This window comes from Microcystis viridis FACHB-1342 (genome assembly GCF_014698335.1).
GTDB lineage: Bacteria > Cyanobacteriota > Cyanobacteriia > Cyanobacteriales > Microcystaceae > Microcystis > Microcystis ichthyoblabe_A.
Map to the genome: position 1 here is coordinate 21,951 of NZ_JACJSV010000022.1, position 17,642 is coordinate 39,592.

Consider the following 17,642-nt stretch of genomic DNA (forward strand, 5'->3'; position numbering starts at 1 on the left):
AAAGAAATAGCGTCTAGTGGGGGAGATTCCGAGAAATTAGGCAAGGAAGCTTCAATGAGATTGACATTCCCAGTATTTTACAATTGATTGAACTAGGACAAAGAACAAGAGAACTATTGATGGCGATCTCAGTATTGGTGAAAAAGTCGAGAGTATTTTAGAAAATTCCAACTATTCCTGGGATCTTTTCCCTAAGAAGCTCTCGCTCAGGCTATAGTGATCGAAGCTGCTCTCATTCTCTGGGATATCGCCCTACCAAAACTCGACGGTTTAACCAGTCAAGGGGGAGGCCACTGGCAAGGGTAAAAGCCAAAATGGTGGAGGCAACCGATTATTTAAGCAAACCTTTGAGCGAAAATGAGTTATGACTGCTGGTTGAGAGGGCATGAAAATCGGGTTCTACCGAACCTGTCATGTAAAACTATCAACAACTCATGCTTGTAAAGTTTGTACACTAAGGCTTTGAGTTTTTGTTAAATTGATATTTATCAACTTTAGAGCCTTGCTGTGCAGAGAGGGAGCTTGAGGAATTTTCTACAGTGTAAGTTCGGAAGAACCGAAAATCGGAGCCGATGCCTACATTGTCAAACCCTTTGAACCTATTGAGTTCATTTGCATCGTTAAACAACTGCTGCGCCGATAAAATCGCCTTCACCAGGGACAGTCTAGTCATGGTATAGGTCGAGATAGCTAAAAACGCCGCCCCAAATATTACTTAAGGCTTGCTGAATAATGGTAAAACCCTTTTAAAATAAGACTTTTGACCTGTTAAAATCCGATGTTAGTACAAGAATATAGGATTGGGACATTCAAAAACCTTGCATTATCCTTTTTATAGTACATAAGCTGGTACAAAAAAAAGAGGGCAACAAAGCCTGAAACGACCGGCTACTGACGACCGGCTACTAACCCCACCAACAAACTTTTTCAGCAAACCCTACTTACAGGAGAACAAAACAAATGCTTAACGATACCGATTTTTTTACTGGTGACGCTCAAAATACCGCCCCCGACACTCAGGAATTAGAAACTCCCTTCGGTGAACTGTACTTGCGATTTTATCTACCCTCTCAGGACGAGTTTGCCCTTAGTTCCGTGGGTATTCGCGAGGTGATGCAGCAACCAGTCGATCGCATTACCCCCATTCCCAATGCTTCACCCTTGCTTCTCGGCACGATCAATCTTCGGGGTCAAGTGATCTGGGTGGCGGATATCGGGCAATTTTTGGGAGATAGCAGCCCCTTAAACACCGATCGAGCCGAAATCCCTGTAATTGTGATTGAAGAACAGGAAACGATCCTCGGTTTAGCGGTGCAACGTTTGGGAGATATGAAATGGCTCGACCCAGATAAACTAGGTAGTGTCGTCAGTATTCCCGATCAGATCGCGCCATACGTGCGGGGAGAGTGGATTCTGGGCCAAGAATCAAAAAAAACCTTAAGACTACTCGATCATCTGGGCATACTCCGTTCTAGCCGTTGGGCGGCTTAAAACCTCAAAAAAATAGCAGAATAGCATTTATAGTAATTATTTCTTGAAACTACTAACTACTTCACCACTTTATCTTTACTAGGGGAGGGACAAATGCCGTCAGGGAAAGAATATGCGAAACTCTATGGCAAGGCGAACACCGCCTATTGCCAGGGCAACCTTGAGGATGCCGCCGTCATTGTCAAAGAAATGATCAGCAAGTATCCCGATGATGCCAACGTCATCCTTTTACAGGGACACATTTATGTCGGACTACAACAATACAGCTTGGCCGAGGGACGTTACGAAAAAGTGCTGGAATTGGCCAAAAATTCTGCCAATTTCTTTGAGCTGGTAGATTATGCTCGACGGGGTCTCGATCAGATTCAGCAATCGCGTTTTGAAGCCGAGAATGGAGATTTTATGATCGCCGCTGCGGAAAGCATTGCCTACAGCGAGGCAGCTTTCGATCCCAGTCAAGGTTTCAGCAATTCTTTGTCTGGGCGATCGCAAGCTGCTGATCGAGATCAGCAACAGGAGGTAATGGACTGGGATAGTGGTCTTTTCAATGACGAGGATTTCGGAGAGCCTACGGCGGGTACAGTTGATTCCTATGGCGATGATTTTGGGGAATCCGAGGAAACCGCCTTTAGTTCCCTTATCCTGGCTGGTTCAGGCTCTCACGGTTCCCAGTGGTCCGGGGATTCTGCGGATGGAGAACCCCCTTTCCCCTTTTTGGAAGCAGCGGAGATTGACCCGCTGCAGGAAGGGTGGGGCGGTGGGTTAGGATCAACGGGAGAAGCCACTTTTACGGCTGACTGGCGGGAAAATCCCGTCACCGGTCGAGATCAGGAGTTATCCTATGCCGATGCCCCAGAAACAAGCACTTTTGCCATTGAACCGGAACTGCCCCGCCGACAAGCGGCGAAAACTGACCTTAATCAGGGCAGAGTGACTCAAAAAAGATACGAGGAAGACGAAGCCAGAGATTTTAGAGAACTAAAACTCAATGATGAGGATTTAGACGGTTTTTCCCAACTACGTCTGACGGATATAGGCGAAGAACTGGGGGAATCGGAGCTATTTACCGGTTCGGGAGAGGAAGCTTTAACTGCTGGTTTTGTCCCCGAACCCAGGGCGAGCCTTAATGCCAGTTCTGCTGTGGGAGAGCCTAGTTTTCATCCTTCTCGTCTAGAAATCCCCGATGACAAAAGAGATAGTCATCTTGGCCCTGTTTCCGAGCGCCTGTTCGGGCCAGTGGTGGAAGTCAATCCGGGCAAATTAGCCTTTTTTGTCAACGCTTCTTTGGGCAAAAAACAACTAATTTTAGCGGCTTTAGCGGGTATTACCCCAGTGGTGTTAATTTTTGCCGTTAGCACCACCTCTTGGCTTTCTGCAAAAGTTGCCCCCAAAACAGCCCCAATACCACCAGCACCAGCCAGCCTTTCTCCTTGGAGTCAACCGAAACCAGCAATGATGTTATTAACTGGATTGGGAACCTTTGCCCTAACTTGGCTAGGTTTACAGTTGCTAATTAGTCAAATTAAGCGCAGTCTCGACGATTTGCAAAGCCAATTCGATCATCTTTCGGAAGGCAATTTTAACGCTAAAGCGACGATCTACTCGGAAGATGAATTTGGTCAACTGGCCAATCGTTTCAATCAGATGGCCAAGGTGGTGGCAACTATCACCACCTTGGCCCAAGGCCGCGCCGCCGAAACGGAACGGGAACGGAAAAATCTACAAAGGCAAGTGATTCGACTTCTCGATGATGTGGAAGGAGCGGCTCGGGGGGATCTGACCGTGGAAGCGGAGGTAAGTGCCGATGTTTTAGGGGCGGTGGCCGATGCTTTTAATTTGACGATCCAAAACCTGCGCGAAATTGTCCGACAGGTGAAAAAAGCGGCAAAACAGGTGAATCAAGCCAGTACCAATAGTGAATCTTTCGCCCGCAATCAGTCTAGCGATGCCCTGCGGATGGCGGAGGAGTTGGCCGTCACCCTTAATTCGGTACAGATGATGACCGACTCAATTCAAAGGGTGGCAGAAAACGCCAGGGAAGCCGAAGAAGTCGCCCGCACTTCCTCGATTACCGCTCTCAAGGGGGGCGATTCCGTGGAAAGAACCGTAGCGGGAATTCTGCAAATCCGCGACACGGTATCAGAAACGGCGCGAAAAGTCAAGCGTTTGGCAGAAGCTTCCCAGGAAATCTCGAAAATTGTCGCAGTAGTCTCTCAGATTGCCTCGCGAACCAATTTATTGGCTCTTAATGCCTCGATTCAAGCGGCGCGAGCAGGAGATGCAGGCCGCGGTTTTGCGGTGGTGGCCGATGAGGTACGTCAGTTAGCCTATAGATCGGCTAAATCTCTTAAGGAAATTGAACAGATCGTTTTACAGATTCAATCGGAAACGGGTTCGGTAATGATGGCAATGGAGGAAGGGATTCAACAGGTTATCGATGTCACCGAGCGCTCGGAACAGGCCAAGAAGTCCCTAGAAGATATTATCCAAGTTTCTAACCGCATCGATACGCTGGTGCGATCGATTACCGCCGATACGGTCAAACAACGGGAAAATTCCCTCAATGTCGCCCAAGTTATGCAGTCGGTGGAGTTAACCGCTCAGGAAACTTCCCAAGAATCTCAACAGGTGGCGGGTTCTTTGCAAAAATTGGTGAGTATCTCCCGGGAGCTGCTTTCTTCGGTAGAACGGTTTAAGATAGACTCGGAAGATAATTAATAATCGATGAGTGGTAATCAGTGGGTTATTGATCAGCTGCTATCGCTCAAGATTAACCGCTAGAGTTGATAAAGTTATGCCTAAACTTAGTCTCTGCATGATTGTCAAAAATGAAGCCGAAAATCTCCGGCGCTGTTTGGATAGCGTTAAAGAGGTGGTGGATGAGATGATCGTTATGGATACGGGTTCGACCGATGATACGATTGCTATTGCTCAAAGTTACGGTGCTATAGTTCCTAGCTACGATTGGCAGGGTAATTTTTCCGAGGCCAGAAATGAGGCTTTAAAATATGTTACTGGCGATTGGATTTTAGTTCTTGATGCCGATGAGGAATTAAATCCTGCTATCGTACCGAAAATGCGTCGGGCTATGGAAAAAGAGGAAAATTTAGTTATTAATTTAATCCGCCATGAAATCGGAGCCATACAATCACCCTATTCTCTAATTTCGCGGCTATTTCGCCGACATCCTCAAGTCACTTTTACCCGTCCCTATCACTCAATTATTGATGATAATGTGGCTATTTTATTAAAAAAAGAGCCTGATTGGAAAATAGTTGAACTGCCAGAAATTGCGATCTTTCACTACGGTTACACCGTCGATAAAATAGCCAGCCTAGATAAGTTTGAACGGGCAAGAAAAGCGATGGAGGGCTTTTATCAACAACATCCCCACGATCCCTATGTGTGTAGTAAATTGGGAGGGTTATATCTGAAGATTGGCAGGGATAAAGAGGGTTTTAAGCTGCTCAAACATGGTTTAAAATGCCATGGCTCTAATCCACATATTTTATACGAGTTATATTATCATCTCGCTAATTATTATTATTCAGTGGAGGAATTTAAGCAATCAGGCGATCATTTTGTTAAAGCGATTAAGCAGCCAATTTTAGATAAATTAAAACTGGGTGCTTATAATAATTTCGGTGGGTTATTATACGAAGCAGAAAAATACGAAACTGCCTTATCTGTCTTTGAGAAAACCGTAGAAATTGATCCTAGCTATGCTGATGGTTACTATAATTTAGGACTGGTTCTCAAACAACTGCACCGGCTACCAGAATCGATTAAAGCTTATAAAAAAGCTCTCAAGTTAAACCCGGATAATCCCACTATTTACCAAAATCTAGGGGTTGCTTATATAGTTTTCGGTAGTTATAATGAGGCGATCGAGATTTGGCAAAAAGGCCTACAATTATTGAAAGATCAGGGTAATTTCTCTCGCGCTGAAATGCTACAAGAAACCCTAAAAGCTTTGGGAGCAAGTGTATTGAAGGATGAACAGTAACTGTTCAGAGTTGTTGGCAAGATTGGGAGCAGCCACTGCATTTAAATTGCGAATAAGCAGTTTAAATGCAGTACATCTGATTGCTAAAACCCTGTCTAGTCAACTCCTGTGAGGATTTTTGCGAATTAATTCTTGATAGGATTATCGAGAAGTTAGACGCTGAAGACTTAGGGGTTTTGATAGAAATTATCAAGAGATAATTGCTGCCGTGTAATTGACCTTGACAAGAAATGCTATAATTTCCTAGCAAGGGGGGAAATTAATCCCTCTCGGTGTTGCCGTCGCACAATTTTGTCGGTTACTGGTTCTCGTCAGCTTGTCTGTCAAATATACCAATTCTATTTTGAATCGGTGCCGTTATGTCAAGATTCAATATTTCTGGCTGCAACGGAACTGGAAAATAAAACAATCTATTTCTTCAAATCTTCTTACCTTGGACAAAAATAATGAAATTCGAGGAAATCCAAGAGATTCTTAATGGGCAACTGCTCAAGCTTGAGAATCGCTGTCTCAATGACACAGAACAATTATTATTGCGAGGACTTTGGCAGAAAAAGAACTATCAAGAAATTGCCCAAGAAAATGGTTATAGTAGCGGCTATCTTGCCAATGTAGTTGCCCCAGGACTCTATAATAGAGTCTCGCAACTGATCGGACAAACGATCAATAAGAAAAATTTTTTATCTAGACTACAATCTCATTTTACCAACTCCACATCGCTTCAGTATTGCGATCAGGAATATCTCCAAAATGAGCGTCCAGAATACCCCGATGCTCCTATTCCCTATAATTCTTATTATTATCTAAAACGAACAAAACTTGAAGCAAAAATTATCGAGGAAATCGGACAATCTGGGGCGTTAGTACGCATTAAAGCTCCCAAAAAATGGGGGAAAACGTCTTTATTATTAACAATTTTAGAGGCTTGTCAACAGCAATTCGGTTATCAAATTGTTAGTTTAGATTTACAAAAAGCAGACCAAGACATCATAGCAAATTTTAACAAGTTCTTACGCTGGATCTGCCGTAATTGCGCTCGGCAGTTGAATTTAGAAGCCAAATTAGATGATTATTGGGATGAAGATATAGGAATTAAAATGAGTTGGACAATTTATTTTGAAGAGTATATTTTACGAGAGATAAAACAGCCACTGGTATTGGCTTTAGACGAAGTGCATCGAGTCTTTGAACATCCGAAAGTAGCGGAAGATTTTTTACCTTTAATCAGAGCTTGTTATGAAGAATCTAAGCGATCTCCCCTGTGGCAGAAATTACGTTTAATTATTGTTCAATCCACAGAATCTTATGTTTCTCTGCGATTAGAACAGTCTCCTTTTAATGTGGGATTACCCATAGAGTTACAGGGTTTTGGTCAAGAACAAGTGGCAGAATTGGCAAAAAAATATCAATTAAATGAATTAGCAACCAACGAAATTCAACAGTTGATCGACTTAGTGGGGGGACATCCTGCCTTGATTCATTTAGCGATTTATCATCTTAGCCAAGAGCGAATCACGATGCCAGATTTAATCAAATCAGCAACTACATCAACGGGGATTTATTCCTCTCATTTACAGCTGCACTGGGTCACTTTACAAAAACAACCCGAACTTGCTGGTATTTTTCAACAGATTTGTCAAGGGAATCAACCAATGATAGTCGATCCAATTATTGCTTACAAACTTAATAGTATGGGTTTAATTAAACTCAGAGAAAATCAAGCAATTGTCAGCTGTCAGTTGTATCAAAAGTACTTTATAAGCCAATATACTGGTTCAGTATAAATAAATTTTTGAACCATGGTATTAAGATAGCGATCGCTCAAGCCAATCATTATTAAATATCGTCTGATAAATCCGATTATGAACGTCCATTTTTCCATGGCGTTTTACCACTAATCCAGATAAAAATAACTCAGGTAAATAGGGATTGTTATCAATCTGTATTGGTTCTTGATGCAGGATTTGTCGATACAAGGTTAATAACTGGGGTCGGTTTGGACTTTGAAGAAGGCGATCTTGAATGGTTTTTAAATGTTCGGGTTGATCCTGCATCTCCCAATCTTGAATAATTTTTTCTGCTACTAAGTTGGCCAACCATTGTTCTTCTTGATTAGAGGAGATTGGTTGCTCACTATCCCGCATCAGTTGACAGAGTTTTTGAGTTAAGAAAGGTTGCCCTCCCGTCCAGCTTAAGACTTGTTTGAGCATTGTCTGAAGATTACTGACTTTTTCTGTTAACCCATATAATAAAGGTTGGGCTTCGTGTTCTTTAAAACTTGCTAATTCAATAGCGTTACCAATATTAAAAGGTGTTTTCTGGGGGTCAGTAATTAAAGCTGAAGGTGTGGTAGCACCAAAAAAGGCAAAAGTTAGCTCTTGAAATTGAGGTTGAATCGCTCTCTGGTTATAAAAAGAACGAATTAAAGCAAAAAAGTCAGAGACATCAAATTTTAACCCTAAAATGCTATCAATTTCATCAATAAATATAACAGTCGATTTTCCAGATTGCCGCTGATCAAAATCGTCATTAACTAGAAGAAAATTTTCTATAAATTGTCCTAATCGTTGTACAGGAGGCAGGTCTAATTGTTCACTCCACCAAGCTTTAAAAGTTTTCAATTCTTTGATTAATCCAAAACTGCGGAGCAGATCAACGGCTAATCCTTTATACCATTGTTCGGGGCTAATATTGTCTGTTCCTAGCCGAGTTAAGTCAATTACTGCACATCTAATTCCCTCCTTTTGTAATTGGCTCATCATCCGTACCATTAAGCTAGATTTTCCCATTTGACGTGCATTTAAAACATAGCAAAATAGACCTTGTTTGAGAGCTTTATAAAGATTGCGATCGGCTTGTCGAACCACATAATTCGGTGCATCCATCGGTAAACTGCCCCCCACTTGATAGACAAATTTGGGAGGTTGTTCAGCACTTTTAAGTAGGTCATTTTCCAAGATAAGTTCTGCTTGAGTTGCTTTCAGTACCTCTAAAGTATTTGTGAGTTCTTTTGTCCGTTCTTCTACTCTTTGTTCTAAGGTTTGATAGAGTCTTGAGTTATTAATAGAGATAGCAGCTTGAGCTGCTAGAATATTTAATAGTTCAACTCTTTCTGAGGTAAATGCGCCTGTTGTTAAATTATTTTCTAAATAAACAATTCCTTTTAATTGACCTTGATTGAGTAAAGGAATACAAAGAATGGATTTAGTTTTTTTAGCCACAATATAATAATCATTAGTAAATTGACCTTCAGAAGTGGCATCATTTAAAACGATAGTTTCTTTTATCCGAGCGACATAGTAAATAATACTGGTGGGTAAGATAGGAATTGAATGATCATAGTCGATAGATTCTATGGGAATCGGCTGTAAGATATTAAGCGTTTCTTGATCAATTGTTCCTTGAGCTTCAATGACCCAATTTCCTTCCTGTTCTAAAATCAGACAACCTTTCTGCGCTCCTGCATTTTCAATGACAATTTTCATTAAGTTTTGCAGAAGATTTTCTAGTTTAATTTCTCCAGAAATCGCTTGCCAGGCTTTAAGAATAGTGGTTAAATCAAGAACTGCTCCATCATTACCAGTGGTTGAAATGGTGGTACTCAGTCCTTTAGATTTGTTTTGATTGCTGATGCCTAATAAATATTGAGGGTATTCTTCTTCTAATTGTTTAACTTTGGCCTTTGCACCCCAACAAATGTAACAATGATGAGCATTTCTAAGATACAATTTTCCAAATTCTTCTCTACCTAAAGTAAAATAAAATTCAGAGGCACGTTCATAAGCTAAAGCCTCTTCATGGATAAATTCATATTTCTTTGCTCCTGCTATAGCACTATCATAATATTTCATTGCTGTCAAAGGTTTTCTCAAAACACGAGCCATTTCTGCCTGTATTAAATTGTATTTATGCTGAAAATTCATCGGGGCATGATCTTGCCAACATTTCATCAGTTTCTGATTTTCTTTGACTTGCTTAAGATATTGTTTTTTATTTTTTTGATCGAGGGATGGATATTGAGTTAGTAATGCCAAAGAATAATAAAAATTATGTTCTGTAAAAATAATTTCCGCTTTCACAAAACCTGAATATTCAAGGGCGATCTTACTGTTTTCTATTGCTTGAGGATAATCTTTAAACAAGTAACAAAGCCAAGCTTTATAAAAATAAATATTAAAGACAGAAATTCGATTGTTAACTTGGAGTAACTGCCTTAAAGACTTTTCCTCGTCGAGGATAGTACCCGTCAAGTTTTTGACGACGGATTCATTTACTAAAATTTCGACAAATTGGGCGCATATTTTTATTAAATTTAAGGGATGTTCTTGCTGATATTGAGCAATAAAATCAATATATTGTTTTTGCTGATTATGAACGAATTCTAAGTTATTCCCTACAAATAATAAATGATCGCAGTAGAAATTAGCCCCATGGCAAGCAAATTCAAGATCGCCAACTTCTAGAGCCTTTTGGATAGATTTCTTAAGGGGTTCAAGCGTTTGTTTAATATGATGTTTTTTATAGGTTATATTAATGGAAATTGAGACATAAGCTTTAGCCCAAAAATTCTTGGCATTTAATTTCTCTAAAACCTGTAAAGATAATTGTCCAAGTTGATAAGCTAAATCAATATCTAACATGAGCCAAGCAATAAGCGAGCCGTAATTAATATAAGCGTAAATCGCTGAGGGTGAATTGCCATACTGCTGGGATAGGGTAATCTCAGTATAGAGAATTGGTAATACTATAGAACTTTCAGCAAAACAAGCAGGACCCAAAATAAGACTAAAAATCTTCATTGCAATCAACTTATTAGGTTCTTTCATCACTCCTAATCTGGCTAATTTTTCAATGTTTAACGCTTGTGGTGGTGATTCCACTAAAGATATGCCTAAAATTTCTAAAGCTTTTTGTCCGTTATTTAGAGCTAAATCTATTGCGCCTCTAGCCAAGTTTATTTTAATCTTTATTTCGTAAAATTTAACTTGTTCTAAAGGACTTCGGACGTGCAGTAAAGCAAAATCACAGAGATTATCAGCCGTTTCTAGATTAGTATTCAGATAGTGAGCTTCTACTAATTCAAGATAAATATTAAAGGTAAGCTCATATTGCTTTTGCCAACTATCTAATAATAAAAGCTGACAAGCAAAATGTAAATAATTTACTGAAGCTTGGTAAGCATTAGCCGATTTAGCTTTTTTTCCCGCCCTTAAATTTAATTGACACAACTGTTCTTTATCTGAGGTATCCTTTAATAAATCAATCCCAAAATTGAGTTGATTAACTATGTCAAATAATTTGTTTTGTTGAGCTTGAGTAGTTGTCTTTTTGAGAAGAAATTGACCAATTTGCAAGTGAGTTGCTTTTCGTTCTGATTCGGGAATAAGTGAATAGGCTGCTTGCTGTACTCTATCGTGTAAAAATTTGTATTTAATCTCTACATTTTCTAAATTTAACTTTTGGTATTCTATCTGATCAAACAATAAAGGAAGTTTATAGTCTTCTGACTGAGGTAAAATAAATCCTTGTTGAAGAGCTATCGCTAATTCTTTCGCTGTAGCGGAGATAGATTTTTGTTGAACAAATGCCAATAAATCTAAACTAAAAGAGTTGCCAATACAAGCAGCTAATTTGATTATTTGTTGCGTTTTTTCAGGAAGTTTACCAATATTTCTAGCAATTAATTCCACAACATTATAATCAGTAATACCGACAGATTGTATAGCCTCACTAGACCAAATCCAACGATCTATATTGACTTGATAGGTTATTAAATTTTCACTGTATAAAGTTTTAAGAAACTGAGAGATAAAGAAAGGATTGCCTTGGGTTTTATAAAAAATTAATTCGGCTAAATCTTTAAGCTCATCCCTATTAACCTTACCGTTAAAAGTTTCCTCAATTAATTGTCGAACATTGTCATAAGATAAGGGTTGAATTTCAAGATGATTGATCACTAAATGGGTAGTTTTTAGTTTCTCTAGCATCAAGGTTAAGGGATGAGTTGAACTAACCTCGTTATCTCGATAAGCACCAATAAAAAACAAATATTTGCCTCTTTTATCGGTCACTATAAGTTGCAATAATTTTAGGGATGCCGAATCTATCCATTGTAAATCATCAAGAAAAATTACCAAAGGATGATTAGGAGTACAAAAAACCTTGATGAACTCTTTAAAAACTTGATTAAAACGATTTTCAGCTTCTAGAGAGTTTAATTGAGGAACTTCTGGCTGTTTACCAATGATTAATTCAACTTCAGGAATGACATCGATAATAATTTGAGCATTTGGCGTAATAGCCCTGATAATATGGTCTTTCCAACCTTCAATTTCCCTCTGATTTTCAGTTAATAACTGGCGAATCAATTCTTGAAATGCTTGAATCAGAGCTAGATAAGGAATATTGCGTTTTAACTGCTCAAATTTTCCCCTAATAAAATATCCTCTTGCTTCAACAATTGCTTTTTGAACTTCATTAACAATGGATGTCTTACCAATTCCTGAATAACCAGAGACTAACATTATTTCGATGGCAGATTCAACTTTTTCTACTCCTACTACTTTTGGGTGTGCTACTCGTTTGAATGCTTCTAGTAATCTCACTATTTCTTGACTTCTTCCATAGAGTTTTTGAGGAATCAGCAATTGATTGGGATAATCCCGTTCTCCCAAAGCAAAAATCTTAAGCCGGCTCTGTTTTTCTAGTTGACATAAACAAGTTTCCAAATCAAATTTGAGTCCAGCAGCACTTTGATAACGCTCTTCTGCATTTTTTGCCATTAGTTTTCTAACAATGTTAGAAATCATCGGCGGAACTGAGAATTGTTCTAAAGGAGGAGGTTGTTTCGCAATATGACAATGAACTAACTCCATCAAATCCTGAGATCTAAAGGGCAACATTCCTGTGAGCATTTCATAAAAGGTCACTCCCAAAGAATAAAAATCACTGCGATAGTCAATCCGGCGATTCATTCGTCCCGTTTGTTCTGGGGACATATAAGCCAGTGTTCCTTGTAAAAAGCGAGGATTGGTAATAGTTTGCCGCTCAAATGTTAGGTTAGAAGCAATGCTAAAATCAGTCAGTTTAACCTGTTTTGTTTCTTGGTTGATGAGGATATTACTGGGTTTAATGTCTTTATGAATAATGGGAACTTGGTGAATCTTAATTAAGATGTCTGCTAAGGAGATAGCAATGGTTAAAAACTGAGAAATAGAAAGGTGTTGGGTTGTTAAAAATTCAGCTAAAGATTGACCACCAAAATCTTCGAGAATTAGGGCAAAAACATGACGATAGTTAACCAAAACATAGGATTTAATTACCCCATCATAGTTTAAATTTTGAATAATTTCATGCTCCTGTCTCCAACAAACGATCTCTTCTATGGAGGGATATTCAGCTTTGAGAACTTTGATGATTACGGGTTGTTCTTTCTGACAAGATTTACCCCGATAAACGACGCTTTTAACCCCTTCGTAAATCTTGTGATTAATCTCATAGTTAGGAAGAGCGAACATCGAATCCTTATCTCCTACACTAAATGTCAATTATCTGATGGAAAGAAGGGATATATTTCATCTTCAAAAAGTTTTTGAATATCGGGGGAACTGTCGTTTACCAACTGCTGAAAATCCGATTTGACAGAAATATTGTAACTCACTTGACGGCGACCAATTTTGGGAAGCCAAGCCGTGTGCAAACTATAACCAAAATTTAAATCCTGATGTCTTAGCTTAGTCAAAGGACCTTGGGCGAGGTCCCCCCCATCAAAAATCCAAAATTCGCTACTACTAGGGGTAAAGACACTACAAATAATGTAACCCTCTGTAGAATTTTCTTCGCTGCCATAACGAGGAACAAACTGAGGAGAACTACCAATATATCCCCTAGGAAACTGATAAGAATCGGCAATCTTCAGGAAATCATCTGGGGTATGTAATCGAAACAGGGAAGATGGAACGCCTTGTTTCGCTAAATTCAGTAAATCCTCCAAAGCCACTGCTCGGTAGGGGGTATCTTTATATAAATCATAGAGAAACTTTGTCATCGTTTCCTGCCAAAGTCCAAAGGAAATCCAGTAAATATTATCGAGTCGTTTGGGCTGCCTTCCTGATGATAACCGATCTCGGTAAGCGTATAAACCCGTTCCCCAAGTATAGGGAGATGAGTAGATAACATTTGATTGAATGACTTCTCCTCGGTTTCCATCAATTACATAGCGTCCCAAACGGCTAATATCCATCTCATTGGGTTCCATAGAATAAACCCGCTTGGCGATTGGATGATAGGGTGGGTAAGCCGATAAGTCATATTTACGAATCCACTCAGCCACATCCCAAGAAGCAATGTGAGCAACATGAAGCGTAATCTCTCCATCAGGATTTTCGTAATCAACCAAAAAGTGAGCGGCTGGTAAAGGAATGACGAGTTTTTTAGCGATGACAGTCACTTCTTTGTCAGAATAAGCAGGGTTTTGTCCTGCTTTCAAATCGCTACGGGAAACAATATAAATAGAGGAATTAGGCAGATTGGGAGATTCAAGTAATTCTCGGAGAGTTTCTTCGACTTTCTTATTATTTGGCAAGGGATTATTGAGCACCTGCTCTATCCCAGTAATGAAAGATGTATCCATTAAAATCACATAGTCTTTAGTGACACCAATTTGATGTATAGTTTGTTTAATTCTCACGGGTGAGCCACTGGGAAGTAGTAATTTCCAGCGTTCCAAATAACCTGTTCCATCCCAACGAATTAAATAGACAAAATCGCTAATATTTTCCCCAATTAATCTTAGCAATATCTCTATATTTTTTTGGATAACATCTTGTCCCAATTGAAGACTAAACCGCAGAATATCTCGAATGATCCCAGCATCAAAAAAACCAATTACTGTGGAAACTAATTGGTAAATTTCCTCTGGTAGTTCCTCTAAGGCTAATATAGCAGGTAGTGTTTCCATAAAATTGATAATGGCTCTACCATAATTTACACTAAACATCTCGCCTGTATAAGCATCAAAAGCAGGATGGGCGGTACTCAGAATCGGCTTGAAGGGATATTTAGGCTTGTTAATCTCCGCTTGCCATTCTTGATTAGAGCCAACAGGTGTAACGACTTCAAGTGTTTCGGTATCTAGTTCATAGGGACGGCTTACATCATAAGTCACCAGCAAACGGTCCAGGGATTCATCCGCTGATGGCATGGGTAAAAAGGCAGTATTTAGCTCATTACGAAAGCCAAGCGAATAAGAAAAGCGGACAATTCCATGATTGCGAAATCTATATTTTTCGTAGGGGCTTCCTAGTTGGGTTGCTTTATCTGCATAATAGTCTGCGGGTTTAACCAACCTTGTTTTAATTCTCGCTTCACCGGGCCGATCAAAATCGAGTCGGTAAATCATACCGTCGCCATTCAAAAATGAGTCTCCATCAGGAAAAGGGAGACCCCCAGAATCAACCGTTCCTACTGGTGCGACCATAAAAAAATGACCCTGCAAGTCTTCTGGTAATTGCCCTTCAATCTCTAAGTTAAGCTCCGTGTGTTCACATCTATTCGCAGTCAGGATTGATTCTGGGATCAAGGGACAACCAGAAGGTAAGTTAGAACTATAATTATTGGGGTTTTCAGTCATAATATCTTAATAATCTGAGATTGATAGGGAAAATACTTGGATTAAGTTCAACCTAATCTTATTCTTTATATCATACTATAAATTTTTATACTCTTCGTCAAGCTTCCATAACCAATAGGGAAGCCAACCACACCCGGACTCTAGAAACGCCACTCTCAGCCTCCGATGACGTTCTAACACCCCCCCTTCAATTAAGGCTAACAGTGCCATCATTTGTTCCATCGGGTGAGAACAAGCATGAAGCGCAAACCGACTATTAAATCGCTCTGCACCAGTGGTGGATAAGCGGCTATGAGTGCCTTCATGAATTCCTACAGCCATGTCCAAATCCTCGCAGGCCGTCCAAAAGGGTTCATAGGCTGGATCGCTCAAAATTCTGCCTTTAACGGGGTTAGGGCGCAAAAAAACCGCCTTCCAGCCCAAGTTTGCCATGCGGTGTAGCTCTTTTACCATGTCTTCGGGATCGTGTTGATTGACTGCAGCGACTCCTTTGAGTCTGGCCGGGTCATAGCTACAAAATTCTTCATATAACCATGTATTGTAAGCACGGACAAAAGCCCCCATCACTTCAGCAGGTAGGCTATCAATGGCAAATAACCACAGTCCGTAATTAGGATAAATAAAAGCCACATCTATGCCCATTTGTGTCATAGATTGAACATGGGACTCTGGGTTATAGCGATTGAGATAAGCATGGGGATGAGCTTGCATCATCTGCTTATTCCCTTCTGCTTGGACTTGTGGGGAGATTTTTTGACTAATCGGTTCTCCTTTGATTTTCATGTCAGCAGAAGGATCAAATTCCCTAAATTTAGGTTCTAGGTATTGTCCCCACATTGCGGGGGGTTCAATGACATGGGAATCAGCATCAATAATTTTGTACCCGTTGAGCATAGAGGTTTTTTGGGAATTTTCTACCTAAATTATATTTGATTGGGAAAAAGCGATCGCTTTTTTGCGGCTTTCTTTTCATCCCCTAAAACTGCCTGGATTGATTGGGTTAAACTTGATACAGCACTTTATTAAACTTAACGAATGGAAGCGATTGAATTTAAAATGATTCTTCATGATGGCACAGTTGTCATTCCCCCTGAATACCCCTCTAAGTGGGAAGGTAAGGCGATCCGTGTGATACTCTGAAGGGGTTTTGAGCTTGACTCAACCTTCTAAGATACATATCATGTATGTATAACATTTGAATATGATCCCAGAAAAGTAAAAACCAACTGGCAAAAGCACGGTGTTTCCTTTGCAGAAGCTGAAATGGTGTTTTTTGATCCCCTCGCTATTCATGATCTTGATCCCGATTGTATAACAGAAGAACGTTTTATTGCAATGGGGATGGGAAACATGGGATCACTATTAGTGGTTATTTATACTTTGCGAGGTGAAGTCATTCCCTTGATTTCCGCTCGTCGTGCTACAAAACAAGAGAGAAAAACTTATGAGAAAGGAATATGATTTTTCTAAAGGAAAACGAGGGGCGCTCATTTCCTCTCAGGGAAAAACACGCATTACCATTTATCTAGATGATGAGATTCTAGCTTATTTTCGAGAACAGGCTGAAACCGCAGGAATGGGTTATCAAACCCTAATTAATGAGGCTTTAAAACAATATATCCAATCTCCTTCTGAGCGATCGCTCACTCAGTCCGATTTACGCCGTATTCTTCGGGAAGAATTATCAGCCCTCCAATAATGTTGCTTGTGATAGTTAAAAGTTAGGCGATCGCTGTCTGTTTTCAAGGATTGCGATCGCTTTTTAATTTTTTCTTGTCAAAGTTTAGTTAAACGGTAAGAGGGGTAATTTTGTAAAGATGTGCTAAATTGGAAGCTTTTTGTAGATCACCTTGACGAAGGGCTTCTCGGACATCATCTAATTTTTGAGCGTCTTCTAATGATAAATAGGGCGACCATCCTTCGGGAGTCTCAATCAGTTCTACTTCCACTTCAGCCATGTACTCTCCAATGTGGATGAGTTTAATGTGAGGCTTTTTTGTCATGGTTTTCTCCTTGTAAAATCACTTGACCAACGTGCTGGATCAGGTCTATAGGCAGTGACTAGAACAGCAGGCGATTCGGTATTCTTGGCTATACCCCAAACCACATGAACGGGTTTACCCTGACTATCTTTCTGTAAGACTAGCACACAACGCCCTTTAGGATATTCCGGGTAATCTTCGAGAATGACAGCTTCTCTAATACCTGTTATCACATCCCTTACCAGAATACCGTCATTTGCTAGTTCATCGTAGCCATGGGCTGATATTTTGACTTGCCCACGGGAAAGTAAAGCCAGAACTAATTGGAAGGTTATACTCATCATCTAATCATAGCATCTCTTTATTCAAGGAAGAAGGTGATCGCTGTCTGTTTTCAAGAATTGCGATCGCTTTTTTGCTGCCTTCTTTTCATCCCCTAAAACCGCTACAAGTCAGAGGGTAAAAGGGTTTTGAGGATTTTAGCCGAATGATTAATTCATTAGTTCTACTTTCAGGGATGAGGGAGTCATAC

Annotated in this window: 10 protein-coding genes and 1 pseudogene; 6 read left to right on the forward strand and 5 right to left on the reverse strand. The window is 39.9% G+C overall.

From position 1 onward, the window contains the following. Nucleotides 1-960: 960 nt before the first annotated feature. The 4 genes from H6G40_RS09385 to H6G40_RS09400 all read left to right on the forward strand — a co-directional run bounded on the left by H6G40_RS09385 (nucleotide 961) and on the right by H6G40_RS09400 (nucleotide 7,281). Nucleotides 961-1,491, forward strand: coding sequence for a chemotaxis protein CheW (locus tag H6G40_RS09385; RefSeq protein WP_002739344.1), 531 nt, complete (start codon nucleotides 961-963; stop codon nucleotides 1,489-1,491). Between the two features lie 93 nt (nucleotides 1,492-1,584). Next, nucleotides 1,585-4,209, forward strand: a complete 2,625-nt coding sequence (locus H6G40_RS09390) for a methyl-accepting chemotaxis protein (protein ID WP_190537571.1) — start codon at nucleotides 1,585-1,587, stop codon at nucleotides 4,207-4,209. 76 nt (nucleotides 4,210-4,285) lie between these two features. After that, nucleotides 4,286-5,497 carry a glycosyltransferase gene (locus H6G40_RS09395; RefSeq protein WP_024969886.1) on the forward strand — a complete coding sequence of 404 codons (1,212 nt, stop codon included), beginning with the start codon at nucleotides 4,286-4,288 and terminating at the stop codon, nucleotides 5,495-5,497. A 446-nt stretch (nucleotides 5,498-5,943) separates the two neighbouring features. Further along, nucleotides 5,944-7,281 (forward strand): AAA-like domain-containing protein, encoded by a 1,338-nt coding sequence (locus tag H6G40_RS09400; protein ID WP_002738345.1) that lies wholly within the window; start codon nucleotides 5,944-5,946, stop codon nucleotides 7,279-7,281. Nucleotides 7,282-7,302: 21 nt separating this feature from the next. Here the strand turns inward: H6G40_RS09400 and H6G40_RS09405 are convergent, their stop codons facing one another. From H6G40_RS09405 to H6G40_RS09415, 3 genes and pseudogenes are all read right to left on the reverse strand, one after another. Continuing rightward, nucleotides 7,303-13,014 carry an AAA family ATPase gene (locus H6G40_RS09405; protein WP_190537574.1) on the reverse strand — a complete coding sequence of 1,904 codons (5,712 nt, stop codon included), beginning with the start codon at nucleotides 13,012-13,014 and terminating at the stop codon, nucleotides 7,303-7,305. 26 nt (nucleotides 13,015-13,040) lie between these two features. Beyond that, nucleotides 13,041-15,128, reverse strand: a complete 2,088-nt coding sequence (locus tag H6G40_RS09410; protein WP_002739327.1) for a carotenoid oxygenase family protein — start codon at nucleotides 15,126-15,128, stop codon at nucleotides 13,041-13,043. Nucleotides 15,129-15,206: 78 nt separating this feature from the next. Next, nucleotides 15,207-16,022, reverse strand: a pseudogene (locus H6G40_RS09415) (amidohydrolase family protein); the annotation flags it as partial. Between the two features lie 294 nt (nucleotides 16,023-16,316). Here H6G40_RS09415 and H6G40_RS09420 point away from each other — a divergent pair. Together H6G40_RS09420 and H6G40_RS09425 are read left to right on the forward strand one after the other, a co-directional pair. Continuing rightward, nucleotides 16,317-16,589, forward strand: coding sequence for a BrnT family toxin (locus H6G40_RS09420; RefSeq protein ID WP_042790994.1), 273 nt, complete (start codon nucleotides 16,317-16,319; stop codon nucleotides 16,587-16,589). Further along, the gene (locus H6G40_RS09425; RefSeq protein ID WP_002738362.1) at nucleotides 16,573-16,827 is read left to right on the forward strand and encodes a BrnA antitoxin family protein; all 255 of its coding nucleotides are present in this window, start codon (nucleotides 16,573-16,575) and stop codon (nucleotides 16,825-16,827) included. Before H6G40_RS09420 ends, H6G40_RS09425 begins: the two co-directional genes overlap by 17 nt. 88 nt (nucleotides 16,828-16,915) lie before the next feature. Here H6G40_RS09425 and H6G40_RS09430 read toward each other — a convergent pair whose 3' ends face one another. Together H6G40_RS09430 and H6G40_RS09435 are read right to left on the reverse strand one after the other, a co-directional pair. Beyond that, nucleotides 16,916-17,131, reverse strand: coding sequence for a hypothetical protein (locus tag H6G40_RS09430; protein WP_002757627.1), 216 nt, complete (start codon nucleotides 17,129-17,131; stop codon nucleotides 16,916-16,918). After that, entirely contained in the window at nucleotides 17,128-17,451 is a 324-nt protein-coding gene (locus tag H6G40_RS09435) for a DUF4258 domain-containing protein (RefSeq protein WP_016516510.1), read from the reverse strand. The genes H6G40_RS09430 and H6G40_RS09435 overlap by 4 nt, the downstream gene beginning before the upstream one ends. Nucleotides 17,452-17,642: the final 191 nt, after the last annotated feature.